A 25,582-nucleotide genomic window follows, 5' to 3' on the forward strand; every position below is an offset into this window, starting at 1 on the left:
CTGCCCGTCAAGAACGGCTAGCGGTCTTTGGTTACAGGCTATCGTTTGAGGCCACGCGATCAGGTCCCCATTCCCGCCGTAGGCGATCCATCCACCTCTACTTCCACATAGTGCTTGCCGGTGTTGCGGTTGTTCCCGTAAGCCCATAACCTTATATATCTGGCGTTAGTGGTAGGGAAATAGATTTCTTTGCCGCCGGTGGTTTCAAAGTATTCGGCGTCTGATCCCGCTCCTTGACCGGACGAGTTGTCGGTGTCGTTATTGAAAACGGTCGTATAAGTCGCAAAGGTCGGATCGTTCGACAGCTGGATAATCACATCCTGGTATTTTCTCGGAATGGCATCTACATTGTCTACAAAATGCCATAGCTTGATCTTATCGAGGCTGTAAGAGATACCCAGGTCCAGCTGGATCCATTGGGCATAAAGAGCGTCTTGATTGGCAAAGGCATTAAACAATCCATCCGTTATACGGTAGGCGTTGCCCACGGTACTGCTGCTGGTTATTTTGGAAGCGTTCATTCCGAGCGCCAGATTCTTATACCCCTGCAGAGGAGACGTCGGTGTATAAGACGGGATGCCCCACGCCTCTACTTCCGTATAATGCTGGGTTGGATACTTCGTGTTTCCGTTGGTCCACAGCCTTATATAGCGGGCAATGGCTGGACTGAAGGTGATCACTTTGCCGGTGCTGGTTTCCACGTATTCCGCGTCGGTACCCGTTCCCTGACCGGCCGAATTGTCGGTGTCGTTGTTGAAAACGGTCCTCTTGGCCGCAAACGCCGAATCGTTCGATACCTGGACAATCACATCGTGATAGGTTCTTTGATCGAAGCTCGTGTAGTAATGCAATACATTAATCTTATCCAAGCTGTAGCTCTGGCCCAAGTCGATTTGGACCCACTGGGGACCGGTATTGTCCATATTGGAATAGGCCGAGGTGGATCCATCGGTTAACCGCTCGGGGAAACTGAGAGCACCGCTCGCGGTAATCTGGGTTTTGTTCAAGGCCTGATTCTTATAAACCCCGGAATCGAATGGAGTTACTTCGAACAACCCGGTATCGTCCGCGTAGGAGTAAAGGGTGGTCGAGTTATCTTTCCATATCCGTACTCTGGCCGAGGTATTGGTTGCTCCGGTCGTGAAGGTTACCTCTTGGCGTACATATTTCGTGTATTCCGTTGTATTTACATCAATGGCGGCTCCTCCATAGTTCAATACCCCGACATTCACGGATGCCCCTTGTTCGTTATAAACCCAAGCTACAAATTTATAAGAGGTATTCGGCTTCAGCCCGGTAATCAACTGCTCTACGCCTCCCCCAAGCCCAAGCTGTACTTTCTTCGTATAGCCTCTCTTCTGCCAGGCTGGGATGGATAAATTGGTAGCCCCAAGATCCACCGTTCGGTTATTGTCTTTAACGGTCGACCACACCAGCCACTTGTCGCTAAGATTACCGTCCGTTCCGTTCTCGAAGGCACTATCCTTCACGAGGTTCATATACGGGGTATCCACTTGGGTGTAGGGTCCCGGTATGATGGCCGGATTCGGGCCCGCCGTCCAATCGGTTCCGCCGAATTCATAAGCACCCGCATCAGGGGCGAGGCCGTTATAGCCGTCCGTAATCCCGGGAAGGATGGCACCCGTATTGATGGCGGTGGAACCCGAGCTCAACCGATAGTTATTAGCGGAAGCATTCACAAAATTCAAGCCGTCCGCCGTTATCGTATTAAATCCCCTTACCGTATCTTCCGTTAGGGATACCTTATCCGTCAGGATATTATTGAACACCCTCGTTCCATACAATTCTTCTTTATAGGGCGCCGAGCCCCAATAAGCCATGCTTTCCTTGTTATTTACTACCGTGTTGTTATAGATCAATTTGAAATTCCCCGGCGTATTCAATTGAATACCGGTGTCGTTGTTATAGATAACATTATGATGGACCACGGCATTTTCGGTATAATTATCGAAATAAAGGCCGATGCTCGCGTCCTCTCCCTTGCTGTCATGAATCAGGTTATGATGGATATTGCTGTTTCCCGTATCGATGCCCCAGCTGTAAATCAAAGCCCCGTCCCGGGAAAGCCACATGCCGTCGGAAATATCGTTGTAGGAGATTTCTCCGCTGCCCTTTCCCCAATAGATATTGTACCGGCCGGACCCGCGGATCTCGTTGCGGCTGATTAAGTTTCCGGTGCCGCTCGAAAGCTTGACTAACGGATCGTAGGAGGCGATGTAGCTGCCGTCATGGATCACGTTATTCACGATGCGGTTGTTGCTTCCGTCGATATTGACCAAAGTACCGGAAGAATAGGCGATCGTGCTGTTCTTGATTTCATTGTCGTGTCCGCTTATGCTGATCCCGCCGTTAAGCTGGTCGAAGTTACTGGTGCTCTGGGAGAAGTTCGAGAAATAAATATACTGGGCATCCATGCTGTCCAGAACGTTATAGTTGGACCCGCTCATGGTGATATTGGCAGCAAAGGTCTGAATGCCTGTGATATGGATATAGTCTTTGCCGTTTAAGTTAAACGCCGTCTTGCGTTTCTTTACCTCCACATTGGTGGGAGATCCTCCGCCCGGCGCCCACAGATAGACCTTCTGGGCAGCCGCATCGACATACCATTCATTCGGGGCATCCAATGCGCCTAGCACGCCGCTGAGGAAGTAGGGGCTGCCTGATTTGGGATACAAATCGGAAAAATTACCGGTAATGGGATTATAGGTTAAGGTGTGGGTGGTGTTGTCATACCCGGTAACCTTGCTCGTCATGGCCACATAGGCGTAACCGCCTCTCTCCCAAACCGTTGCGCCTTTCCAGAAATCGGCGCCGCCCGGCAGATCGGAATCCACCAGAGTCGTAGCCGATCCGGAATCGGCCGCCGCCGTACCGGCTTTCAATCCAGGCAGGGTATAGGTGCCAATATTCGGCCAGCGCGCCTCCCATAGTGGAGTGACGGTGGTGCCGTTTCGGATAAACAATTGATTTTCTTTGCCCATGTCCCACGAAAGATTAGCCTGATAAATACTGCCGGAGTAGGGGCTCCATCCGCTAACGATTTCGGTGCCGCTTACAATGACCGTGGCGCCGGGTGCCGCTTGAAACGTAATCGCTGCACTGCTGCTCGTTCCACTGTTGGCGGGGGTGACCGTTTCCCTGTAGGTACCGGATGAGATCACGCAGGTATCTCCCGCTGCCATGACTTGAGCGCATTTGGTAATGGTTCGGTACGGGCTTGTGGAGGAAGTTCCCGTGTTGGTGTCGCTTCCCGTCACGGCTACGTAATAGGTGATGCCTGCGGCGCTTGCGGTGAGGGGGGGCAGAAGCCCAAAGCTGAGTGCCAGAACGCAGAAAATCTTCATAACCAAAGCAAACTCTGATTTAATCGACCTACCCGACATAAATCAACGCCTCCTCGTTAGTTAGAGATTGGACCACACACTCAACGGCGTACCTTAACGGCGCCGGCCAAATACGCCCCCATTATGTTCATAAAACTCAGGCTGTAAATAAAATTGCCCCTCTCTCGTATCCGTCCAGCTGCCGTTCGGCATGGGATGGGATTTCTTCATGGCTTCCCAATGGGCATAATTTTGTACGCCATTGGCTTCGATCAAGCCTGTCGAAAGGCCAGGAACAGGCGGTAACAGCGCGGCCAGATTCTTGTTCCAATCGACCATGATAGGGCTTGCGGTCAAGTCGGCGCAGAAACAGGGAATGCCGTGTTCACTCGCAAGCTTAGCCACACGCAGGCTCATGCTCATCGTTTTGGCTACCGGCTTTAAGGCAAACGCTCCATAGCCCATCTGGATGAGGGCCAAGGCGTCCTTCTCGCTGTGCACCCTTTCATCCCCTGCCACCCGGACCGGAAAATCCGAGACATCCACATGGAGGTGCTCCGGAAAAGGCTCCTCCACCAACAGGATCTGCTCAAGGGCCCCCATTCTCTCAGCGGCCTCGACCAGTCTCCACAGCAGATCCTTATTCCCGTACCGGCCGTTCATATCCAGGTAATAGGCAATCTTCCCGTTCGCGGTATGAGAACAGCTCCGGTGCCCGGCCATCCGATGAATCTCCTTCAACCTCCGGATATCCCATTCCATCATTTTATCGGGATCTCCATCCTGATTGGGGTCGGAGCCGAGCTTGATCTTGAGGACAAAATATCCGTCATCCAGCAAAGCGGTGATCTCCTCTATCGTCATTCCATATCCGACGACCGGGGTGGCAGCCAGCCGTTCATGGCGCCAGGAAAGACCGGATCGGTACTCCTCCGGAATCAGGTCGAAGAAACGGGCGCCCGGTTTCGTGTGGCTCAGCAGCATCCAGGACGCCTGGTCCACCGGGACAAGCGCGTTCAGCGCAAAGGTTACCCGGAGAGGATTCTTCCCCGTCCAAACGCGGGAAGCAAATTCATACGCCTGCTCCTTCATCGGATCCAGAAGATCCATCGGCGTTTCAAACGGCCGTCTTTTGACCGACGTCAGCGCATACCGGGTAATCTCATTCATAAAGACATTGCCCCGCTCGTTCCCCCACTCCGAATAAACCTGAGGGTCGGACCAAAGGATGCTTTGAACGCCGCAGCCTAATCCCTCCCTTCCTACCTGATCCTCCAACGTTACCAGGGATTGCCACAGTTCATCCACATAGCCGCCTTTAAACCCGAATGGCGCAAGCAGCTTTTCGCGTTCCACCACAAGATTCGTTTTCTCAATCGTTATCATCCGGCCATCCTCTCCTGCCGCTATGGGTTATGCCTCGATTCGTCCTTGTTTGTGCCTGTCTTCTTCCGTGCGGCGGAAATAATCATCCATCCGTTCCAATCCAAACTCCTCTATGACATCGTTTACCGTAAATTCATCGGATTCACTTGTCAGCAGGACGCAGCCAAGCAGCCCCGGATCATGAATTTTCACGCTGGGCCCGTACTTTTGTTTGATCCCTGGAAAATGGGCGCTGTTCTCATCGATGTGAATAACGGCGTAGTCCAGATTAACCGTGGCGGTTATAAAGGAATAGTAATTCGTGCTGTGCGCCGCCACCTCCCCAAGCGGGGTAACAATGGTGCAGGGCGCGCCGGAAACCGCACCCGCAAAGTAGGACCGGCAGGAATACGCCCAATAATTCTGCATAAGCCCGCCATGATAATTGGAAGGAAATACAATCAGGTCCGGTTTAGCCAACTCATACTGCCGCCTCAGCTCTTCAAAATTCAGATCAAAGCAGATCGCACAAACGACCCTCCCGAAATCGCACTCGAACACGGGGGTATCCTTCCCATAAAGAATATTCGCTTTATCATATTCATCCGGAACGAGGTAATTTTTATGGTAGGTTCCCATCACCCGGCCTTCACGGTCGATCAGCTGCATGGCGTTGCGCCAGGTACCGTCCTCGGCTTCCGTGTGGGCCGGATACGTGATATAGCAGCGGTGCCGCTTCGCAGTTTCCGCCAGAAAATCGCGGATTTGGTTGTTCCGGGCACGGTAATAGGCCAATCTTTGCTTGAGCGGGAACCTTCCCGGATCCGGCCTGTCACATACTTCGGACAGGACGATCAGATCGGGGCGGTCCGGGAGCACCTGGTCCAGCTGGCTCTGCCAATGCCCGATCATACGCTCCACCACCTCCTGGGGCGGAACTTCCGCATCGATCGCCAACGGTCTTGGTCCTATGCAGCTTATCGTTACATATCTCGCCATTCGCCGCCTCCCCCTTCATGGAAACGAATTCTGTCCGTTAAGCCAGCAAATGCATATGCTCCGCCAAAACTTCCCCGCTCATGGACCGCCCGCCGATAAACGCCTGCAAATCATGGATGGTGGCCTGCGCAATCCGCTGCATTCCGTTATTGACGGCTCCCGCAATATGAGGCGTAAGCACAACATTGGGCAGGCGGCGGAACGGGTGGTCCGGGCTCGGCGGCTCCGGCTCGGTTACATCAAGGCAGGCAAAGAACCTTCCTTTTTCCAACTCGGCGACAAGAGCATCTTCGTCTATGACGGAACCGCGGGCCGTATTGATCAGGACGCAGGTATCCTTCATCAGGGCGAAGCGTTCCCGGTTGAACATGTGATGGGTCTCCGGAATCGAGGGGAGATGAATCGAGATGACGTCGCTTTGCGCAAGCAGCTCTTCCAATGTAACCTTCTGCGCCCCCATATGTTGTGCCTTTTCTTCACTGACAAACGGATCATAGACGACAAGGTTGACATCGAAATTACTCATCAGCTTGATATAATGGGAACCCGCGCGGCCTGCTCCGACGACGCCGACCGTGAGTCCATACACCTCGCGCACGTTCGTTACCGAACCCCAGCCTCCTTCTCTCGTTTCCTTGCTCAATCTCCACATATCCTTGAGGGAAACAATGGTGAAGCCGAGCGCCGTTTCCGCGACCCCTTTGCCTAATGCCTCCGTTGCATTGGAGACGCGTACCCCGCGCTCCCATAATTCAGGCGTGACAATCGGCTTAACCGTGCCCGCCGCATGAAGAACAAGCTTCAAATTCGGGGCGCTGCTGAGGACGCGCTCCGTCATAGGGCCGCAGCCCCAGGAGGTGATGGCGATGTCCGCCCCTTTAAGCAGCTCGGACGTCTGCTCCTCGGAAGGATTGCCGCTTGCTTCATTGAGCACGACTTCCCCGATCGAGCGCAGCTGCTCCAAATGATCCTGTTGAAAAACTTTTTCCCTTACATCCTTCCCCTGCAGCAGGGCAATTTTCAATGGAATCCCTCCCGTTAAATGTAGTCTAGAAACAAGCTGAGAACAGACGGGGAAAACCCAATCTATTCTCAGCCGGTCAATCTTTATGGAACCTTCTTTATTTTGCGGGGTGGGTTTTCAGCCATTCATCCAGCTGCTTCTGTTTCTCGGCAACAACCTTATCCGCGCCGGCCGCTTTCAGCTTCTGTTCGTAGATCGGGAGGTTCTTCTCCGGATCCAGCGTACCGCTGCCGAGAGCCGCGCTGTATTCGTCCTGAACGGCTTTCATATTCGCAAGCTCCGTCTTAACCGGCTCCGAGTTGAAGACAAATCCGTTATAGGGAGAGACACGGGCTTCATTGTTCATTTTAATCGTTTGGGCAATCTTGTCGGCAGGTGCGCCTTCCGGCAGGTATTCGTTGCTGATATTGCCGAAAACCCAGTCCGTGTTCGTAAAGTAGCCCGCTTCCTGGTTGATTTTAATAAAATCACCCGTTGTTTTCGTATAGTGTTTGCCTTCAATTCCGTAAACAAGCGTGTTATACAGCTTCTTGTCGGTGTTCACGAGCTGCAGGAACATCATGGCTCTCTCCGGATTTTTGGAGGTTCGGCTGATGGCGTTCAGTGTGCTTGCCGCTCCCGTGAAGTAGGCCTTGGACAGGGGAACCAGAACGACATCGTTACCGGCGTTGGCCGCCTTAAACTCCACTTCCGAGCCCGGCTTTCCCGTCCAGTCAAACCAGACAGCCGTGGTTCCTTTGTTGTAAGCATCGGCCGCAGACTTTAACGTAGCGGCGTCCTGATTAATGTAGCCTTTGGTATACCAGGAGTGGGCCAGTGCGTAATTTTGCTTCATTTCCTTGGTTACGTCCGGAAGAACCTTGTGGTTCGGATCGTTTTCATACACCGGCACCTTCGGATCGATTCCGTACAGCATGCCGGTATAGAAGCCTTTGGTGGTGCCGAAAGGGGTGATGCCCGGCTCGCCTTCCTTGATTTGCTTCAGGAACGGTTCGATGTCTTCGATTTTCTTAATCGAGTTAATGTCGAGCTTGTATTTATCGACGAAGCGCTTCTGAATAACCAAACCGGCACGGCTTGCCGAGAACTGGAAGTTCGGCACCGCATAGACTTTTCCGCCGATCGAGGCATCGTCCCAGAATTTCTTCTGCAGCGATTTGTATAAGTCCGCCCCGGCCGTTTTCAGAAGATCATCCAGCGCTAGGAAGGCACCTTTCTTCTGGTTCTCTTCAAACTTGAAGAGCCAGTTGGAGGTCCAGATAATGTCAACCGGTTCGCTGGCTGCCACCACCGTATTCAGCTTCTGTTCGTAGGTTCCGAAATCAACCGGCTGCAGCTTGATGGTCGCGTTGATTTTCTCTTTGGTGATTTTGTTTACCTCATCGTTGACAAGCTTCAGATCAGGATTGGCTTTGTTCTGAGGGTAGTACCAGGTCAATTCAACGGGATCCAGCTTCTTTCCGGCATCCGTGGGTGCGGCAGAAGCGTTAGGACTTTCGGTAGCGGTAGCACCCGAAGACGTTTTGCCACAGCCCGTAACGGCGAAAACGGAGCACAAAGCGATGACCATCGTAAGATGATAACGTGATCTTTTTTCCATTGGTTTTTTCAATGAAGAACCCTCCCTGATTTTTGTGGGACAACCTTATAAAATGATAATCAGCCTTTGATGGCTCCTATCGTCAAGCCTTGCACAAAAAACCGTTGAAAGAAAGGGAATACCAGCAGCATCGGTCCCGCCGACAAGACGACGACCGCGAATTTTGCCGAGGTTTTCGGGAATTGCGACATATCCAGGTTGATCCCGGCCTGCAAAAATTCTGGGCGGGACGTAATAATATCCAGCGAACTCAAGGCGCGAACCAGCAGAAGCTGCAGGGGAACGAGCTTCTCGTTATTGATAAACAGCAGCGCATTGAACCATTCGTTCCAGAAATTGAACAAGATGAACAATCCCAAAGTGGCCAGCGCCGGCTTCGACAAAGGGAGAATCAGTTGAGCATAAATCCTCCATTCGCTCGCTCCTTCCATTTTGGCCGATTCGATGATTTCAATCGGAATCTTAGCCATGAACCCCTTCATAATCAGGACATAGAACGGGCTCAGCAGGCCGGGAACAATCAGCGCCCATATCGTGTCCTTCAGGTGCAGCACCTGGGTCATCAGGATGTAGAACGGGACCAGTCCGCCGTTAAACAGCATGGTGAAGAAGACATAGAACGAAGTCACCCGCTGCAGGCCGTAATCCCTTCTCGAAAGCGTATAGCCTAACGTTGAAGTGAGGATCAGACTGGTAAGAGTCCCTACGATGGCGACGGTGATCGTCACGCCGTACGCATTGAGAATGGTATCCGGGGTCTTTAAGAAATAGGTATAGGACAGGAGGGTGAACTTATCCGGAATGATGCGGAATCCGTGATGCAGGATCGATTGTTCGTCGGATAAGGAGATAATGACAACGATCAGGAAGGGAATGAGCATAGAAAGCGTGATGCCGATGAACAGCAAATGAATAAGCAGCGGAGACCACATTATCTTTTGTCGTTGGGCGTGCACAATGGTAGCCTCCTTTTAGAACAATGAGTTTTCATCGTTAATTTTTCTTACGGTATAGTTGGCGGTGACCACCAGGACGAAGCCGACGAAGGATTGATACAGGCCTACCGCGGAAGCCATGCTGATGTCGCCCACTTCACTAAGCGCCCGGTAAATGTACGTATCGATAATATCCGTTGTGCTATAGGTCATTCCGCTGTTGTTCGGGATAAAGAAGTGCAGGCCGAAATCGCCGCGGAACATATTTCCTATGGAAAGAATCAATAAAATAATGATCAGCGGAGTGAGCTGGGGGATGGTAATATTCGTGACCATCTGCCATCTCTTGGCCCCGTCGATCCGTGCCGCTTCGTACAATTCCGCATCGATTCCGAGAATACCGGCGTAATAGACCAAAGCCGAGAACCCGATGGCTTTCCATAGATGAACGATGTTCAGGATGAAGGGCCAATATTTGGCGTTAAAATACCATTGGACCTTTTCAAAGCCCATAGCGGCCAGCCACCCGTTCAAAAATCCATTCTGGTGGTCAAGGAACGCATTGGTGATGTAGCTTACGACAACCCATGACAAGAAGAACGGCAGAATCATGGAAGTTTGATAAATTTTAAGCCACTTCTTTGAGATTTCATTAAGCAGTATGGCAACAGCGAGTGCACAGATGGTGGTTACGGCCATGTAACCCAAGTTGTACAAAACGGTGTTGCGCGTAATGCGGAAGGCGGTTTCACTTTTGAACAGAAACTCGAAATTTTTAAAGCCGATCCAGTCACTCCCCAGAATCCCTTTGTCGTAACGGTAATTTTTGAAGGCGACAATAACACCGAACATCGGGATGTACGCCATGATAAAGATGTAAATGACAGCGGGTAATGAGAGAGTGAACAATTCGATGTGTCTTTCAAAAAAACGTAACGATTGGGGACGCCTCATTATGCCGATCTCCTCCTCCTCCGTTGGCCTCAAGTCCATGCTTACCTTGCTACACCTTCAACATACCAGTTTTTATTGTGGCGAAAAGTGCAAATACTGTACTTTTCTCTCCAATTGGACTGTACTTTTTGAATTTTTCTGACCTACTGGCTCCAAAAGACCTTTGCGGCTCCTCCTTTTCCCCTCCACTACTCATACTCACCTGATTTTTTCATTACTTAAGCAAAAAAGACCTGACTCTCCTTATATAAGGAGAATCAAGTCTTTCGGCCTTTCCGTCGTTCTATCGTTTATCCGAAGCAAAAGGCTCCCCCGCCGCCTTGGGCGCGTTGGACGACTTCGAGAACACGACGAGCGCGATTAAGGTCACCACATACGGGAATACCTTCAAGATCACCGGAGGGAACACCGCGAGCGACGGCACCACCTGGGAGACGTTCGCGACCGTGCTCGCGAAGCCGAAGAACAGGGTGGCGCCCAGCACGCCGAGCGGCTTCCACTGCCCGAAGATGAGCGACGCGAGCGCCAGAAACCCGAGTCCCGCGACGCTGCCCGTGAACTCTCCGGCATAGGTGACCAGGATGATCGCTCCCCCGAGGCCGGAGAAGGCGCCCGAGAGGAGCACGCCGATGTACCGCATCCGCTGGACGCGGACCCCGGCGGCCTCCGCGGCATGGGGATGCTCGCCGCAGGCCCGCAGCCTCAGCCCGAAGGGCGTTTTGTACAGCATGAACACGCTGCCCAAAACGATGGCCAGGACGATCCACGTGGTCAGGTACGTCTTCGTGAAGAGAAGCGGACCGAGCACGGGAATCGAGGACAGGAGGGGAACATCGAACGGGGACATGCCGCTCAAGAGCCGGATGTTCCCGCTTCCCGTCATGTTCCGCGCGAGGAAGACGGTCAGCGAGCCCGCGACCAGGTTAATCGCCGTCCCGGAGATGATCTGGTTCGCGCTCAGATTGATGCTCGCGAACGCATGCAGGAGCGAGAACAGCGCCCCGGCGACCATAGCCGCGAGCAGTCCGATCCACAGGACGAAGGGCTGGTTCGGGTAAGCCTCCTGCAGCTTGAAGATCACGAACGCGCCGCTGAAGGAACCGATGATCATCAGCCCGTCGAGCCCGATATTGACGACCCCGCTCCGTTCGCTGAACAGCGCGCCGAGGGCGGTTATCAAGAGGGGGATGGTGAAGACAATCGCGTAGGGGAAAATCTGCTCAATGGTGGTCCACATGTTTTCCCTCCACCCCCTTTCCTTTGGATGCGGCTCTGCGCTTCGTTAATCGGCGCACCACGCGTTCAATGAGAACGCCCGTTGCGGCAAAATAAATGATAATCGCGATGATGGAATCCGCGATTTCCGGCGGAATCTCCGTCATGGCGTTCATGAAGCCGCGGCCCGAGTACAACAGCCCGAAGAAGACAGCGGAGATCAGCACGCCGATAGGCGAGTTCGCCCCGAGAAGGGCGACGGCGATGCCGTCAAAGCCCTGGGTCGGCAGTACGCCGATCTGAATACTCGACGCATTGCCCGCATAGAGGGCGACGCCGCCAAGTCCGGCCAAACCGCCCGACAGGAACATGGAGAGGATAATGCTGCGCTTGACCGCAATCCCCGCATATTCCGCCGCGTGACGGTTGAAGCCGACCGCCTTCAGCTCGTACCCGAGCGTGGTGCGGTTAATGAGGAAGGCCGTGACGAGTACGGCTGCAAGGGCGAGGAACAGCCCGAGGTTCAAGTAGGAGCCGTCGAACAGCTCGGTCAGGAACGGAACCCGCAGGAGGGCCGATTCGGCAAGCTGCTTCGATTCCGTTTCCACCGATTCCGCCTTGAAATACGCCGGGATGGCATAATAGACGATCCAGTAGCTGACCCAGTTCATCATGATCGTGGACACGACCTCATGCACGTTGAAGCGGGCCTTCAGGATGCCCGGCACGAGGGCCCATAGGGCGCCTCCGAGGAACCCGGCCACGATCATAATCGGCAGCAGGACCGGCTGCGGAAGGTCCAGCGTCAGCCCGAGCGCCGTGGCACAGAAGCCTCCGAACAAGAGCTGGCCTGCTGCTCCGATATTAAACAAGCCCGTCCGGAAAGCGAAGGCCACGGAAAGCCCTGTGAAGATCAGCGGAGTCGCCGTTGCGAGCGTATTGCCGATCCTTTCCGGGTTCTTCAAGCCGCCTTCGATCAGGAAGCGGTAGCCCTCTACCGGGTTATGGCCGGTCACCGCCATGAGGATGGCCCCGGCGATCAAGCCGAGAATCCCGGCGAGAAGAGATATGGTGCTGTTCTTCATGCGGTGCCCTCTCCCTTCTTCACGCCGGCCAGCATAAGGCCAAGCTCTCCTTCGTTCGTCTCCGCCGCGTTGACGATCCCGACCAGTTCCCCGTTGTTCAGAACGGCGATCCGGTCCGAGACGTTCAGAATCTCATCCAGCTCGAGCGAGACGAGCAGGACGGCCTTGCCCTTGTCCCGGTGTTCGATGAGCCGCTTGTGAATGTATTCGATGGAACCGACGTCGAGCCCACGGGTCGGCTGCACGGCAATCAGCAGGTCCGGGTCCTGCTCGATTTCGCGGCCGATGATCGCCTTCTGCTGGTTCCCTCCGGAGAGCGAACGGACGGCCGAGACCGGCCCTTCCCCCGAGCGGACGTCGAAGCTCTTGATGATATGCTCCGCGTGCTTGCGGATCGCCAGCCGGTTCAGCAGGCCTCCCTTCGAGTAGGGAGGCTGGCTGTACACCTCGAGGATCATGTTCTCCTCGATGGTGTAATCGAGCACGAGGCCGCGCTTCTGCCGGTCTTCCGGGATATGGCCGATGCCTTGGCGGATGCGGTCCCTTACCTTGAGGGCGGTAATGTCCCGCCCGTGGAAGGCGATCCGGCCGGAGCTGACCGGCCGAAGCCCCGTGATTCCTTCGATGAGCTCGGCCTGTCCGTTGCCCTCGACCCCGGCGATTCCGACGATTTCCCCGGCCCGCACGTCCAGCGTAAACCTTTTCAAGGCTTCCGGCTTCTTGTTGTTCGCCATGGACAAGTCCTGGATGGACAGAACCGTCTCACGCGGGGAGCCCGGGGTCTTGGCGACCTTGAAAGTCACCTGCCGGCCGACCATCATCTCGGCCATCGCCGCTTCTCCGGTTTCAGCCACCTCGACGGTGCCGATCGTTCTGCCGCGCCGGATGACCGTACAGCGGTCGGCCACGGCTTTGATTTCTTTTAGTTTGTGGGTGATGAGGATGATGGACTTGCCTTCCTGCACGAGGTTCTTCATGATCTTCTGCAGATCCTCGATCTCCTGAGGGGTGAGAACCGCCGTTGGCTCGTCGAAGATGAGCACGTCGGCTTCGCGGTACAGCATTTTGACAATCTCCACCCGCTGCTGCATGCCGACCGAGATGTCCTCGATCTTCGCATAGGGGTCCACATTAAGCCCGTACCGCTTCGACAGCTCCTCGATCCGCTTGGCGGCGGTCTCGATGTCCAGCATCATCCCGCGGCGCGTCTCGCCTCCGAGGATAATGTTCTCCGTCACCGTAAAGGGCTCGACGAGCTTGAAATGCTGATGCACCATCCCGATTCCGAGCCGGTTCGCCACATTCGGATTGGAGATAGCGGTTTCTTTTCCGTTCACCTTGATCGTTCCGCGGTCGGGCAGGTACATGCCGAAGAGGATGCTCATGAGAGTCGACTTGCCGGCTCCGTTCTCGCCGAGCAGCGCATGGATCTCTCCCCGCTTCAGCTGCAGCGTAATGTCGTCGTTTGCCACGACGCCCGGGAATTCCTTGCGGATGTGGAGCATTTCGATAACGTAATCCATCCGTTTCCCTCCTTTTGGTAACCGGTCCCCGAACGGCAAAAGAAGACGGAGGGATCCGTCTTCTTTAGAGCCTGGTGCCTTATCCGTGAGTGTTGTTCTGCTTTGCCGATAAAGCACTGCACGAGTTTCCGTTACTTGATCAGGCTGCCCTGCTCGGCGGCGACTTTGATCTCTCCGGATTTGATTTTGCCCAGCGTTTCCGTTACTTTCTTCACGGTGTCTTCCGTCAGGTTCGGGTTCTTGTCGGGGATGCCCACGCCGTCATTCTTGCTGTCGAACGTGATCGTCTTGCCGCCCGGGAACTTGCCATCCTTCTCGGCTTTGATCATATCAAAGGCCGCTTGGTCGATCTTCTTCATGGCCGAGGTCAGGATGACCGACTTCTCGCCCTCATATACGCCGTCCTTGTATTGGTCGACGTCCACGCCGACGATCCAAACCTTCTTGCCGGCCTTCACACGCGTCTTCGCTTCGTTGATAGCTCCTACGCCTACGCCGCCTGCCGCACAGAAGATGGCGTTCACGCCGCGGTCGAACATCTGGGCCGCTAACTGGCCGCCTGCCGCCACGTTGTCAAAGGACCCTTGGTACACGACGTTCTCGGCCTTGATCGTGATCTTCGTTCCGAGTTTCTCGTTGGCGTACTTCACGCCCTGCTGGAAGCCCCAGTTGTACTTCTGCACGGGAGGAATGTTCATTCCGCCGATGAAGCCGGCTTGGCCTTCCTTCAGCTGAAGCGCCATAGCCACACCGGCCAGGAAGCCGGATTCATGCTCGGCGAAGAAAATGGACACAGTGTTCTCCTTCACGACCGATTTATTGTCGCCGTTATGCGGGGTTCCGTCGATGAGAACGAACTTGGCGTCCTTGTATTTGTCCTGCGATTTAAAGATGGAGGTTTCGAACTTAAAGCCAGGGGCCACGATAAATTTGTATCCGGCGTCATACAGGTTGCCGATTTCCTTCGTATAGTCCGCTTCCGTCGTCCCCGCCGGCTTCAAGTATTTGCTGTCGATGGAGAGCTCCTTTGCGGCTTTCTGAATGCCTTCCCAAGTCCCTTGGTTGAAGGATTTGTCGTCGATCGTTCCCGAGTCGGTGACCATCCCTACCTTGAGCTTGGCTGCCGTCTTGGTGCCTGTGTCTCCGGATGCCGCCGGTTCCGAGCCCTTGCTGCTGCCGCAGCCGGCTAAGAGAGAGAAGGAGAGGACCAGACTGGTTAATGCGATGACCCCTTTTTTCATGAAGAAGTAACCCTCCTGATTTCTATTAAAGGATAGTAGTAACCTACCCTCCTACTATAGTGGCAAACAGGGCCCATTTCAACCGAATTGTTGCCGATTTTAGCCAGTTCCCTCTTCAACGCGTCAGTGCATTTCTTCCATGAAGGCGCGGCTTCGCCGGTTTCGTTGGCGATCGAAGGACGGCTTGCCGGAGGGGAGGAGCGGATTCCGTATTCTTGAAATAGTAGGAATCGCTTACATTTCATTTGAGAGATTTGCCGCCTCCCTCCGGACAAGCAAGCAGGCTTACGAACCGTACAAGGCTTATTCGCGTCAAATAAACCCTTCTCTCCTTCTAACGAATCTACAACACGCTATACGCCCCCTTTCGGGCCAAAAAGGACTCCCGTTAAGCGAATAACGCTATCAGGATTCGCTAGATTCGTCCCAGGGCTTTTTTTCGCTTCATAGGGTGTTCTCGATTCGTTAGGCATCGGCTTTCCCCTCCGCGGACTCCTTCCGGTATGAAATTCGACAGTGCCCCGGAGCTGAGGACAAAGAAAAAACTGCCCCTTCGGTAGAAGAATCTACCTGGTGCCTTATCCGCAAAATTTTATTTGCGGATAAGGCATTCGGGACAGTTCGGTCTGCTTTCGGGGAGAGAGCCTAGCCCCCCGCGAAAGCCTAGCCTCACTCCAGATTGGCGTGGCGGCTCATCATGGCGGCTCCATCGACGCCTGTCTTCTCCATCAGCCGGAGCAGCAGGGCATCGTAGAACAAGAGCAGCGTCTGCTCGAAGAGCGAGCCCATCGGCTGGACGGTGCTCCGCTGGAGGCCCGTCTCCTCCTTCGCCGCGCCCGGAAGCGTGACGGTGAGGTCCGCGAGCCGCCCCAGGGTCGACTCCCGGGCCACCGTCACCAGCGCTACGCGGGCGGAGAGGCTCTTCGCCTTCTGCGCCATGGCGGTCAGGCTCTTCGTCTCGCCGGAGCCGGAGCCCGCCAGGAGCAGATCGCCCGCGCCGAGAGCCGGCGTCACGGTGTCGCCGGGGACATAGGCGTCCACGCCGAGGTGCATAAGCCGCATGGCGAAGGCGCGGCCCATGAGGCCCGAGCGGCCCGCTCCGGCGACGAACACTTTGCGGGCCTCCAGGATCGCCTCGGCCAACTCCTCCGCGGGCTCCCCGGCTACCGCTTCTCTCACCCGGTTCAGCTCGTCGAGGATGGCAGCCAAGTACTGTTCGGTCCGCATCGGCTTAGGCCTGCCGGATCAGACGCTGCATCTCGGAAGCCGCCGCCTTCTGATCGGCCTGCCCCGTGATGCCGCCGCCGACGATGACGAGATCCGGCTCGGCCTGGATGACCTCCGGCAGCGACTCTAGCTTAATGCCGCCAGCGACGGCGGTTTTGGCGTTCTTGACCACGCGCTTGATCGTGCGCAGGTCCTCGAAGGAATTTTGCCCCGCGGCCTGAAGATCGTAGCCGGTATGAACGCAGATGTAGTCCACGCCAAGCTCATCGACCTCCCGGGCGCGCTGCTCCAGGTTTTTGACGGCGATCATGTCCACGAGGATCTGGCGCCCCTGCTTGCGGGCTTCCTCCACCGCTCCTCGGATGCTGGCATCCTCGGACGCTCCCAGTATCGTCACGATATCCGCGCCCGCTTCCGAAGCCTTCATCACTTCATAGCCCGCGGCGTCCATGATTTTCAAATCCGCCAGCACGCGGAGATTCGGGAAAGCCTCCTTGATTTCCTTCACGGCGCGCAGGCCTTCGTTGATGACCACGGGCGTCCCGATTTCCACGATATCTATATAAGGCTCCACGTCCTTAATCACCTGCTTGGCTCCGGGAATATCGACAAGATCCAATGCCAACTGAAGCTCCACGATTCCATCACTCCTTAACGGGATTTAGATTACGTGGTTCATCATAGGCGCTCTTCTCCCGGTTGACCAGTACGCACTTTCGGGTGGCCTAGTACCCATTTGGGTACCAAGGACAGCCCTCTAGTCCTCCTCGACGCCCGTCCGTTCCTCATGACGGATCCCCCACTCCGCCATCACGACGAGCACCTCCTTCAAGGTTTGGCCGTATTCCGTCAAGGAATATTCCACCTTGGGCGGCACCTGCTGGTAGACGGTCCGATCGATAATGCCGTCCTGCTCCAGCTCCCTCAGCTGCTGGGTGAGCATTTTCTGGGTAATGTCCGGCATTTCCCGCTTCAATTCTCCGAAACGGTGCACCCCGTCCGTCAGGTGGCACAGAATAACGGGCTTCCACTTGCCTCCGATCACCTTCAGCGTCAATTCCACCGAGCGTTTAAAGCGCAAATCCCCCATAAGCTCCTCTCCTTTCCAGATCCCCTTTTCCATTCGTTAAGATCAGGATTCCCTCCCAGACACTCACTTACTAAAATAACGCAGCTTGAAATTAATAGGCAAACAGCCGATAATAGTAGACAAGCAATCTGTTACGCATAAGCAGGCTTCCCCCTACCAAGTTACCGGCTAAGGCACTAGGATCCGCCGGAACGGGGAACCCTGTTGGAAGGATAACTTGTCCAGAAGGAGGAATCCTTATCATGACTGTAGCTTCACCGGGAGCACGCGGTTCGCTTGGCGTACCGGTCTCCGTCTTGGATCTTGCCCCTGTCGTGGCGGGCAGTACGCCCGCCCAGTCGCTCGCCAACACCCTCGACCTCGCCCGCCATGCGGACAAGTGGGGCTATAACCGCTACTGGCTCGCCGAGCATCACAACATGACCGGCATCGCCAGCTCGGCCACCTCGCTCGTGATCAGCCACGTAGCGGCCGGGACCGAGCGCATCCGGGTCGGCTCCGGCGGCATCATGCTGCCGAACCATGCTCCTCTCTTGATCGCCGAGGAGTTCGGCACGCTTGAGTCGCTTTATCCGGGCCGCATCGACCTCGGCCTCGGCCGCGCGCCGGGCTCCGACCAGCCCGCCGCCCGCGCCATCCGGCGGGGGCTCGGCAGCAACGGGGAGGACTTCCCCGAGCTCGTGAGCGAGCTCCGCTCGTACTTTAATCCCGAGATCGGCAACGCCGCACCGGGAGTGCGGGCCGTACCGGGAGAAGGGCTGGACATTCCCGTCTGGCTCCTCGGCTCCAGCGGCTTCAGCGCCCAGCTGGCCGGTCAGCTCGGGCTGCCGTTCTCCTTCGCGAGCCACTTCGCTCCGGATTATCTGCTGCCCGCCCTCCAGCTTTACCGCGGCCAGTTCAGCCCCTCGGACTCCCTCCAGGAGCCGTATGCCATGGTCGGCGTGAATGTTGTGGTGGCGGACACCGTGGAGGAGGCCCGGCGACTGTCCACTTCCCAGCTTCAGCAGTTTCTGAACCTGATCCGCGGGACCCCCGGCATGCTGAAGCCGCCAGTCGATACCATGGAGGGCGTATGGAGCGAGTACGAGAAGTCGATCGTCCAGAAGCAGCTCAGCTATTCGGTAGTCGGCGACAAAGCCCTTGTCAAGGAACGGCTTCAGGCCATTCTGGAGGAGACCCAAGCCGACGAGCTCATCGTAACCGCCCAAATTTACGAGCATTCCGCCCGGCTCCGTTCCTACGAGCTGCTGGCGGAAGCCGTGCTGAGCTAAGGCTCTACCAGTCCCTACGTAATCCAAAACCCCGGCTCCTTAGGAACCGGGGTTTTGCCGTTCCTGCTCCTCCGGGGATTCCGCCCCTACCATCTGCTCCTAGTATAGGGGAACCGGGAAGAGCGAACAATGCTCCGTCCCGTGCCCCATCCCCTCCCCTTCCTCCTCCTTCCAGGGGCGGTATAGAGAGGGAACGAACGGGGAGAATAACTACACATGCGCTAGTTCCTTATCCGCTAATAAGTTCTGCTATTCTATTGATTTTCGTGCACATACAGAGGCTTTCCCACCAACAAAGTTACCGGATAAGACACTAGGGGAGGGGTCGGGTATTCCATCGTTCGTGCCTTACTTGGGTCTGGTTGTCCTGAGTCTGATTTTGACGGTCTTTTCCTGGAGGAAGACGGGAAGCCTCCGGTTCCTCCCCTTCCACCTGTGCTTGTCCGGCCTTGTGTTTGTTTTTGATTTCGTCGTCTTCGTTCTGCTCGACAGCTACCGGTACACCCCCCGCCTCGTGAAGGATCCTTGGTTTGACGGCGTCCTTGGAGGGATCGCTTCCGACGGCTTTATTGTTCCGGCCGCCGGCGTCTTCCTCACGGTGTACCGGATCGGCTGGCCGGGGATGGCGGCGGCCGCCTTGGCCTTCATGGGCATTGAGATACTCTTTCTGTCCCTCGGCGTTTACGCTGATAACTGGTGGAACGTCCTCTACACGGGATTGTCTCTGCCGGTTTTCTTCCTAATCGCCCGCTGGATCTGGAGGCTCATCCGCTGCCGCATGGACCGCGCTCTGCCCCGCTTTCTCATCCTGTATTTTGTTAACCTGACGCTCCAGTTCAGCCTTGTCTTCCTGTATACGTCTCTTCTTGGCGCTCTCCACTACCGGCTCCCCTGGTTTGCGGACGTGTCACGCGGCCATATCGTTTTCATCAACCTGTGCGTGCTCGCCGATTCCCTCCTGTTTGCGGGGGCGGCCGCAGCGGGGGTGAGGCGGATGGGCCTTTTCGTCATTACCGGAATTCTCCTGGCCGTTAACCTCCTGCTGTTCAAGTACGGGCTGATCCGTACGCCCCTCGTCACGAATCTTCTGGGGCTCACTCTCGTTCAAGCCGCGTCCCTCTTCCTGCTGACAGCCTTCCGGCGCCTCCTCACTCCCCGGTCTTCTTAAGCAGCGGTCTGCAACCTTATCCCTCCTTCTTTCGTATAGCCTGTAAAGGGAGAAGGAAGGGGGAAGCGTATGCCTGCCGGTTTTGCGCGGCGCCTCGCCGCTTTTTTGTATGATTATGCCGGGATCGCCCTTTATCTCGGTGTCCTCGCGCTGGTCAGCCTCTACCTTTATCCTGACGTTCAGAAGCTTTTTTCTCGTTCCCTCGTATGGTCCCAGCTGTCCGGCTTCCTTCTCGTCACCCTGCCCATCGGCCTGTACTACGTCATAAGCGATTCCCGGCTCGTCGGCCAATCCTTCGGCAAAAAAAAGCTCGGCCTCCGCGTCGTCAGCTCCGGAAGGCCTGTCTCGGTTCCCCGTTCCGTTCTCCGAACCTTCCTGAAATTTCTTCCTTGGGAGCTTGCTCACGGATGGATCTACCGGCTCGCCGCCTCGAACGGACAGGACATGACCTTCTCCGACATCTTCCTGGGCGCCTGTGTCTACGGCCTGGTGCTTCTCTATGCCGGCACAGCCCTGTCCCCCACCAAAAGAACCTTGTACGACATCCTCTCCCGGACTTCCGTTGTCCGAATGGAGGGTTCGGCCCGTTCGTCGGACAGCAGGAATACTTTTTGATATTTGGTACCTTGCATTTTTAAGTAATATGATTTACTATGGGTTAGTACCTAACGTTATTAAGTAATCGTCCTTTGGAGGTCCTGCCCTTGAATACCGAAATGCTGAAAGGAACCATTGACCTGCTGCTTCTGTCCGTCCTGAACAAGAAGGAGAATTACGGATACGAAATTTCAAGGACGATCAAAGAACGTACGAAAGGGGTTTTTGAGATTCAGGAGGCGACGCTGTACCTCTCGCTGAAGCGGCTCGAGAAGCAGGGGGCCGTAACTTCGTACTGGGGTAGCGAAAGCCATGGGGGGCGGCGCAAGTATTATTCCGTGACGGATGAGGGAAGGAAGCTGCTTGACCAATACACACAGGAATGGAAGCAGACGGTAGATATCGTCGATCCGTTCTTATAGGGAGGGAAGGACCATGAGACCGCTTATTCGCAAGCTCTTCAGCCTGCATGATCTGAAATACGGATGGCTGCTCGCGCTCTCCATCTTCATCTGCGCAGCCACCTTTTACGCCGACCGGGTAATCGATCCCGAAGACCAGTTCTGGCTCTCCGCCGCTTATGGGCTCTCCTTTGGCATCGCCGTTCTTTGGGGGGCCGTCAATTATATCGCCCATATGCACCTAAACCGCCTGTACCGGAAGGGAGAGGATATTCCTGCTTATGTCGCCCAGCTCGCGTTGAGCGAGGAGGACAAGCAGGAACTGCAGAACTACCTTGAGGATTACGCCGAGGACTTAAGGAGCCAGGGAAGGACCCAGGAGGAAGCTGCCCGGGAAGCCGTCTCCCAGTTCCGGGTCCAGGAGCTGCTGTCGCTGTCCAAGAACTCCCTGCTCTTCGAGCTGCATGCCCATTACTATCTTCTTGGCTGGTCCCTGACGGCTGTTGCGGCCTTTGCCGGACTCGCCCTTATCGGCTGGATGACGTTTCCGCATTCGCTTCTACTTCTCCTTGCCGAAACGATCCTCGCCGCCTACGGCTTTGGAATGGCCTTCCTGTTTGTGCTCTATAAGGCACTCGACGCTTTGCTGTACCGGAAGCTTAAGGAGCATCTGTCCGACTAATTTCACTATAACAAGAAGGAGTGTAATCATGGAAAACTGGATCACGTCCATCATGGACGAATTCGGCTATGCCGGTATTTTTCTTCTCATCATGCTGGAGAATCTCTTTCCGCCCATTCCCTCCGAGGTCATTCTCACCTTCGGAGGGTTCATGACGACTTCTTCTACGCTTACCGTGACCGGCGTGGTCATCGCCTCCACCTTGGGCTCGGTGGTCGGCGCTCTTCTTCTTTACGCCGTCGGCCGGCTGCTGGACGTAAACCGGCTTGAGCGGATCGTGATCCGCTACGGACGTATCCTTCGCCTTACCCCGCAGGATATCCGGAAGGCGGATGCCTGGTTCTCCCGGTACGGGGCGTGGACAGTGCTCTTCTGCCGGCTCGTTCCGCTCGTCCGCAGCCTGATCTCCATCCCCGCGGGCAGCACCCGGATGAACCTGCCCGCCTTCCTCGTCCTCACGACGGTCGGCTCCTTGATTTGGAACCTGGTCCTGGTCCGCGTCGGTGCCGCCGTAGGAGGCAATTGGGAGGACATCGTCGCTTACATGGACGTCTACTCGAACATCGTCTACGCGGGAATCGTTGTGCTTGCCGGCCTGGCCGGTTTCCTGTTCCTGAAGAAACGGTACCTCCGCTCCCGTACCTAGCGGCTTATCCGGGAGTGTTGGTCCGCTTACCTAAGATCCCTCGCGTGCATAATTAAGCTTTCTCACCGACAGAGTTCCCGGATAAGACACTTAGGACAGACTCTTCTCGTTAAACCAGAAACCGCAGGGCGGTGACACTCGTCTTGAAGGTCGTTTCCGGCTTAAGATCATAGCTTCCGCTCGCCCCGGGAAAGAGGTTGTAATGGTCATAATACAGCGTGCCGCCGGGATCGTCGCGTATGCTTTGAATGGCGGCCGCTACGTTGTTGTACACCTTGCCCCGGGGGGACAGGTAGGAGCGAAACTTGCCGTTATGCGCCTTCGTCACGAGGGTGCCTCCTTTGGAGGGAAGGCTTTGCAGAAACGCCACGCAGGCATGCTTGGAGCCGGGTGCCGTCACCTTCGTGGCGATACGGACCCCGAACGGCCGGCCGACGCTGATCGGCGGCGGGTTCTTGACAGCGGCCCGGTAAGCGGCAAGCGTCGGATAGAAGATCAGCGCCTCCGGTTTAGGCTGGTTGAACTGCTTCTCATTGCTCACATGGCCCAGAATCAGCACCGAGGGGTTGGTCACCGTGTTCCGGGTTCGTCCGTTATGCACGCCTACCGTCCATAATCCTCCCCTCTCCTTGTAATACAGCACTCCGACACAGGTTCCCGCGGGAATGGCCATCCCTTGCCGACCTCCATTACGAGTTATTTTAGGATTTCTCCTTCTATAGGAGATGCTGAACAGGCACATGCCGTTCCTCCGGGCTTCCTTTCCCATATCCTGATTGGGTAAACCTATTGGGAAAGGAACGTGTCCATGCCCACCATCAAAAAGAAGCTCTCCGCCACCCCCACTCTTTTCGAAACCTCGCGCCGGCGTCTCAACACCCTCGTCCGCCAGCTCAAAAATCCGAACGAGTTCACCTTCATCGGAATGGGGGACAGCTGGGCCGGGGACGGCCAGACGAGCAACACGGTTTTCCGGCTCGTTCTCCAAGCCATCCGTGGTCTGAAGCGCAAGCCGCTGTTCATCCTGCACAGCGGTGATTCGGTGTTCACGGGAACCGCTCAGGAGTTCAAGACGGGCGGCGTGTATTCGGGCCTTAAGGTAAGCAGCATCCTCCAGCTGATCCAGGATCCCGCCCGGGGAGTGCCCGACATTCCGTTCTTCATTGTGCCCGGCAACCACGACCAGACCGGCATTAACGGCCCGCTGGACAATTTCCGCAAATACATTGGGCCGACCCATTGGGCCCTGCATTACCCGAAAATCCGCACCTCCCTGATCGGGGTCTCCAACATCACCAATCTCGGAGGACCGGGCCAGGAGGTATACGGCTTCCCGCCGGGAGAATTGAATTTCCTCGATCTCGCCCTTACCGCCGCGCAGCCTAATGCCATTCTCTCGATGCACGTTCCGCCAAGAGTCGGCAAGTGGGCCAACCCGAACTACTTCCAGGATCCGACCTCCACCTTCGGAAACAAAAACGGCCAGCTGAACCGCTTTCTAAAAATTGTCGAGGACCGCCTTCCGCTCGCCCTGGTCGGCCATGTCCATGCCTTCGATACGCTCTCCTTCCAAGGCACCCGATATGTGCTTTCGGGAGGCGCCGGAGCCCCTCTCGTCAAGGCCGGTTTCCTTAAGGGAACGATTACCCCGATCTTCCATTTCGTCGAGTTCACCGTCCGCAACGGGAAGGTCGTGAAGCGGCGGATCGTTCCGGTGGGCTTTACCGCCTGATCCGGTAACGACGGGCCAGGGAATTACCGGTTTCTCCAACACAAAAAAGCTTGCCGTGGTCCGATTGGACTCGCGGCAAGCTTTTTATTGGCTGTGTGCAGAATAAAGGGCCGAGCGTTCAGCCGGGGTCTTCGCCCCAGCCCCAGAGAAGAAGCCGGTAGGGGCGGCCGAAGGACAAGCTTCTCAAGAATGCTGCTCCTCGGGCTTGCGGATTTGCTTGCTTCTCAGCTGGCCGCAGGCGGCGTCGATGTCGGTTCCGTGCTCGAGCCGTACGCTGCAGCTCACTCCCTGCTTCTTGAGTACGTCATAGAACGCTCGGACGGCCTCCTGGGTGCTCCGCTGGTACTGGCTGTGCTCGTCCACCGGATTGTACGGGATTAGGTTGACGTTGACGAGCGGCCGCCGGTTCCCGATCAGCTCCGCGAGCTCCAGCGCATGCTCCTTCGCGTCGTTCACGTCCTTCAGGAGAATATACTCGAGCGTCACCCGGCGTCGGGTCCGGTCCAAGTAATAATCCAGCGCCTCCATCAGCTGCTCGATCGGGATCCCGCGGTTGATCTTCATGATGCGGGTGCGCAGCTCGTTGTTCGGCGCATGAAGCGAGATCGCCAGGTTCACCTGCTGGGAGCTGTCGGCGAATTCGCGGATTTTTCCCGCTAGTCCGCTTGTCGAAACGGTAATATGCCGCGGTCCGATGGCGAGTCCCTTATGATCCTGAACGACGGTCAGGAAATTCATCAGGTGGGCATAGTTGTCGAAGGGCTCTCCGATGCCCATGACCACAATATGGCTCACCTTCTCTCCCTTCCCCTGCCCGTCGAGGTGAAGCTGCACCTTCATGATCTGCCCGACGATCTCTCCCGCCGTCAGGTCCCGGCTTTTGGCCAGCAGGCCGCTGGCGCAGAAGCTGCAGCCGATGTTGCACCCCACCTGGGTCGTCACACAGACGGACAAGCCGTATTTGTGCTTCATGAGAACCGTTTCGATCAGGTTTCCGTCGGTCAGCTTGAGAAGGAACTTAATCGTTCCGTCCGCCGATTCCTGCCTCGTATGCTCCGTCAGGGTTCCGATCGAATAATGCTCCTCGAGAAGCTGCCGGCAGTCCCCGTTAACGTCCGTCATATCGGAGAAGGCCGTCACTCTCTTTCGGTACAGCTGCTCCCACACTTGCACCGCGCGGGATCTCCGCTCTCCCTGGCCCTCCAGCCAATCCCCCAGCTGATTCAGGGTTAATCCATATATAGATGGTTTCATCATGAGATTCCTCTTTTCCGTGAAGCGGGTCCTTGCTTCTATTGTGCGAAAGAAGGAACGCGGCTAAACCTGCCGTGGCCCCTTCCCCTCCGACTAGTATACTACTTATTCGGCCCGGTTTGAATGCAAGGAACCTCCAGGGGACGAATGCTTCCTGAAACCTATCCCTTTTCGACAAAAAAGGTCCCAGACGGAGCCCAGGACAGGGAGATAAGACCTACTCCCTATG

23 protein-coding genes are annotated in these 25,582 nt (G+C 55.8%); 7 read left to right on the top strand and 16 right to left on the bottom strand.

The window, feature by feature from the left end:
• Nucleotides 1-59: 59 nt before the first annotated feature.
• From MJA45_RS27875 to MJA45_RS27940, 14 genes are all read right to left on the bottom strand, one after another.
• The gene (locus MJA45_RS27875; RefSeq protein WP_315605149.1) at nt 60-3,404 is read right to left on the bottom strand and encodes a discoidin domain-containing protein; all 3,345 of its coding nucleotides are present in this window, start codon (nt 3,402-3,404) and stop codon (nt 60-62) included.
• Between the two features lie 54 nt (nt 3,405-3,458).
• Nucleotides 3,459-4,730, bottom strand: a complete 1,272-nt coding sequence (locus MJA45_RS27880; protein WP_315605150.1) for an enolase C-terminal domain-like protein — start codon at nt 4,728-4,730, stop codon at nt 3,459-3,461.
• Between the two features lie 27 nt (nt 4,731-4,757).
• Nucleotides 4,758-5,708 (bottom strand): carbon-nitrogen hydrolase family protein, encoded by a 951-nt coding sequence (locus tag MJA45_RS27885; RefSeq protein ID WP_315605151.1) that lies wholly within the window; start codon nt 5,706-5,708, stop codon nt 4,758-4,760.
• Between the two features lie 37 nt (nt 5,709-5,745).
• A complete protein-coding gene (locus MJA45_RS27890; protein WP_315605152.1) occupies nt 5,746-6,732 on the bottom strand; it encodes a hydroxyacid dehydrogenase in 987 nt (328 codons plus the stop codon).
• Between the two features lie 97 nt (nt 6,733-6,829).
• Nucleotides 6,830-8,332: an ABC transporter substrate-binding protein gene (locus MJA45_RS27895; RefSeq protein ID WP_315605153.1), complete on the bottom strand. Its 1,503-nt coding sequence runs from the start codon at nt 8,330-8,332 to the stop codon at nt 6,830-6,832.
• 59 nt (nt 8,333-8,391) lie between these two features.
• The gene (locus MJA45_RS27900; RefSeq protein ID WP_315605154.1) at nt 8,392-9,288 is read right to left on the bottom strand and encodes a carbohydrate ABC transporter permease; all 897 of its coding nucleotides are present in this window, start codon (nt 9,286-9,288) and stop codon (nt 8,392-8,394) included.
• A gap of 15 nt (nt 9,289-9,303) precedes the next feature.
• Complete coding sequence (locus tag MJA45_RS27905; RefSeq protein ID WP_315605155.1) at nt 9,304-10,134, bottom strand: ABC transporter permease; 831 nt, start codon at nt 10,132-10,134, stop codon at nt 9,304-9,306.
• A 370-nt stretch (nt 10,135-10,504) separates the two neighbouring features.
• A complete protein-coding gene (locus MJA45_RS27910; RefSeq protein WP_315605156.1) occupies nt 10,505-11,458 on the bottom strand; it encodes an ABC transporter permease in 954 nt (317 codons plus the stop codon).
• Complete coding sequence (locus tag MJA45_RS27915) at nt 11,442-12,521, bottom strand: ABC transporter permease (RefSeq protein ID WP_315605157.1); 1,080 nt, start codon at nt 12,519-12,521, stop codon at nt 11,442-11,444. Before MJA45_RS27915 ends, MJA45_RS27910 begins: the two co-directional genes overlap by 17 nt.
• Nucleotides 12,518-14,044, bottom strand: coding sequence for an ABC transporter ATP-binding protein (locus MJA45_RS27920; protein ID WP_315605158.1), 1,527 nt, complete (start codon nt 14,042-14,044; stop codon nt 12,518-12,520). The genes MJA45_RS27915 and MJA45_RS27920 overlap by 4 nt, the downstream gene beginning before the upstream one ends.
• A gap of 131 nt (nt 14,045-14,175) precedes the next feature.
• Nucleotides 14,176-15,285, bottom strand: a complete 1,110-nt coding sequence (locus MJA45_RS27925; RefSeq protein WP_315605159.1) for a BMP family lipoprotein — start codon at nt 15,283-15,285, stop codon at nt 14,176-14,178.
• 669 nt (nt 15,286-15,954) lie between these two features.
• Nucleotides 15,955-16,512: a 6-phospho-3-hexuloisomerase gene (hxlB, locus tag MJA45_RS27930; protein WP_315605160.1), complete on the bottom strand. Its 558-nt coding sequence runs from the start codon at nt 16,510-16,512 to the stop codon at nt 15,955-15,957.
• A 4-nt stretch (nt 16,513-16,516) separates the two neighbouring features.
• Nucleotides 16,517-17,149, bottom strand: coding sequence for a 3-hexulose-6-phosphate synthase (gene hxlA / locus MJA45_RS27935; RefSeq protein ID WP_315605161.1), 633 nt, complete (start codon nt 17,147-17,149; stop codon nt 16,517-16,519).
• A gap of 120 nt (nt 17,150-17,269) precedes the next feature.
• Complete coding sequence (locus MJA45_RS27940; protein ID WP_315605162.1) at nt 17,270-17,602, bottom strand: winged helix-turn-helix transcriptional regulator; 333 nt, start codon at nt 17,600-17,602, stop codon at nt 17,270-17,272.
• A 242-nt stretch (nt 17,603-17,844) separates the two neighbouring features.
• Here MJA45_RS27940 and MJA45_RS27945 point away from each other — a divergent pair, with 242 nt between their 5' ends.
• From MJA45_RS27945 to MJA45_RS27970, 6 genes are all read left to right on the top strand, one after another.
• Nucleotides 17,845-18,873 carry an LLM class flavin-dependent oxidoreductase gene (locus MJA45_RS27945; protein ID WP_315605163.1) on the top strand — a complete coding sequence of 343 codons (1,029 nt, stop codon included), beginning with the start codon at nt 17,845-17,847 and terminating at the stop codon, nt 18,871-18,873.
• 343 nt (nt 18,874-19,216) lie between these two features.
• Nucleotides 19,217-20,041: a hypothetical protein gene (locus MJA45_RS27950; protein ID WP_315605164.1), complete on the top strand. Its 825-nt coding sequence runs from the start codon at nt 19,217-19,219 to the stop codon at nt 20,039-20,041.
• 69 nt (nt 20,042-20,110) lie between these two features.
• Complete coding sequence (locus MJA45_RS27955) at nt 20,111-20,656, top strand: RDD family protein (RefSeq protein ID WP_315605165.1); 546 nt, start codon at nt 20,111-20,113, stop codon at nt 20,654-20,656.
• An 89-nt stretch (nt 20,657-20,745) separates the two neighbouring features.
• Nucleotides 20,746-21,060, top strand: coding sequence for a PadR family transcriptional regulator (locus MJA45_RS27960; RefSeq protein WP_315605166.1), 315 nt, complete (start codon nt 20,746-20,748; stop codon nt 21,058-21,060).
• Between the two features lie 13 nt (nt 21,061-21,073).
• Nucleotides 21,074-21,721: a hypothetical protein gene (locus MJA45_RS27965; RefSeq protein WP_315605167.1), complete on the top strand. Its 648-nt coding sequence runs from the start codon at nt 21,074-21,076 to the stop codon at nt 21,719-21,721.
• Between the two features lie 28 nt (nt 21,722-21,749).
• Nucleotides 21,750-22,367, top strand: a complete 618-nt coding sequence (locus MJA45_RS27970) for a DedA family protein (protein WP_315605168.1) — start codon at nt 21,750-21,752, stop codon at nt 22,365-22,367.
• Nucleotides 22,368-22,476: 109 nt separating this feature from the next.
• On the opposite strand, the gene MJA45_RS27975 is transcribed toward MJA45_RS27970, so the two are convergent.
• Nucleotides 22,477-23,040, bottom strand: a complete 564-nt coding sequence (locus tag MJA45_RS27975; RefSeq protein ID WP_315605169.1) for a hypothetical protein — start codon at nt 23,038-23,040, stop codon at nt 22,477-22,479.
• 135 nt (nt 23,041-23,175) lie between these two features.
• Here MJA45_RS27975 and MJA45_RS27980 point away from each other — a divergent pair, with 135 nt between their 5' ends.
• The gene (locus MJA45_RS27980; RefSeq protein WP_315605170.1) at nt 23,176-24,099 is read left to right on the top strand and encodes a metallophosphoesterase family protein; all 924 of its coding nucleotides are present in this window, start codon (nt 23,176-23,178) and stop codon (nt 24,097-24,099) included.
• 183 nt (nt 24,100-24,282) lie between these two features.
• On the opposite strand, the gene rlmN is transcribed toward MJA45_RS27980, so the two are convergent.
• On the bottom strand, nt 24,283-25,356 hold the full coding sequence (gene rlmN / locus MJA45_RS27985) for a dual-specificity RNA methyltransferase RlmN (protein WP_315605171.1): 1,074 nt from the start codon (nt 25,354-25,356) through the stop codon (nt 24,283-24,285).
• Nucleotides 25,357-25,582: the final 226 nt, after the last annotated feature.

Origin of the sequence: Paenibacillus aurantius (genome assembly GCF_032268605.1) — a bacterium.
GTDB lineage: Bacteria > Bacillota > Bacilli > Paenibacillales > NBRC-103111 > Paenibacillus_AO > Paenibacillus_AO aurantius.

Excerpts from the sequence above, each read along its gene's own strand:
- MJA45_RS27875 (WP_315605149.1), bottom strand. The coding sequence starts at position 3,404 with ATGTCGGGTAGGTCGATTAAATCAGAGTTTGCTTTGGTTATGAAGATT.
- MJA45_RS27880 (WP_315605150.1), bottom strand. The coding sequence starts at position 4,730 with ATGATAACGATTGAGAAAACGAATCTTGTGGTGGAACGCGAAAAGCTG.
- MJA45_RS27885 (WP_315605151.1), bottom strand. The coding sequence starts at position 5,708 with ATGGCGAGATATGTAACGATAAGCTGCATAGGACCAAGACCGTTGGCG.
- MJA45_RS27895 (WP_315605153.1), bottom strand. The coding sequence starts at position 8,332 with ATGGAAAAAAGATCACGTTATCATCTTACGATGGTCATCGCTTTGTGC.
- MJA45_RS27905 (WP_315605155.1), bottom strand. The coding sequence starts at position 10,134 with ATGGCGTACATCCCGATGTTCGGTGTTATTGTCGCCTTCAAAAATTAC.
- MJA45_RS27910 (WP_315605156.1), bottom strand. The coding sequence starts at position 11,458 with ATGTGGACCACCATTGAGCAGATTTTCCCCTACGCGATTGTCTTCACC.
- MJA45_RS27915 (WP_315605157.1), bottom strand. The coding sequence starts at position 12,521 with ATGAAGAACAGCACCATATCTCTTCTCGCCGGGATTCTCGGCTTGATC.
- MJA45_RS27920 (WP_315605158.1), bottom strand. The coding sequence starts at position 14,044 with ATGGATTACGTTATCGAAATGCTCCACATCCGCAAGGAATTCCCGGGC.
- MJA45_RS27925 (WP_315605159.1), bottom strand. The coding sequence starts at position 15,285 with ATGAAAAAAGGGGTCATCGCATTAACCAGTCTGGTCCTCTCCTTCTCT.
- hxlB (WP_315605160.1), bottom strand. The coding sequence starts at position 16,512 with ATGCGGACCGAACAGTACTTGGCTGCCATCCTCGACGAGCTGAACCGG.
- MJA45_RS27940 (WP_315605162.1), bottom strand. The coding sequence starts at position 17,602 with ATGGGGGATTTGCGCTTTAAACGCTCGGTGGAATTGACGCTGAAGGTG.
- MJA45_RS27945 (WP_315605163.1), top strand. The coding sequence starts at position 17,845 with ATGACTGTAGCTTCACCGGGAGCACGCGGTTCGCTTGGCGTACCGGTC.
- MJA45_RS27955 (WP_315605165.1), top strand. The coding sequence starts at position 20,111 with ATGCCTGCCGGTTTTGCGCGGCGCCTCGCCGCTTTTTTGTATGATTAT.
- MJA45_RS27965 (WP_315605167.1), top strand. The coding sequence starts at position 21,074 with ATGAGACCGCTTATTCGCAAGCTCTTCAGCCTGCATGATCTGAAATAC.
- MJA45_RS27970 (WP_315605168.1), top strand. The coding sequence starts at position 21,750 with ATGGAAAACTGGATCACGTCCATCATGGACGAATTCGGCTATGCCGGT.
- MJA45_RS27975 (WP_315605169.1), bottom strand. The coding sequence starts at position 23,040 with ATGGCCATTCCCGCGGGAACCTGTGTCGGAGTGCTGTATTACAAGGAG.
- MJA45_RS27980 (WP_315605170.1), top strand. The coding sequence starts at position 23,176 with ATGCCCACCATCAAAAAGAAGCTCTCCGCCACCCCCACTCTTTTCGAA.
- rlmN (WP_315605171.1), bottom strand. The coding sequence starts at position 25,356 with ATGATGAAACCATCTATATATGGATTAACCCTGAATCAGCTGGGGGAT.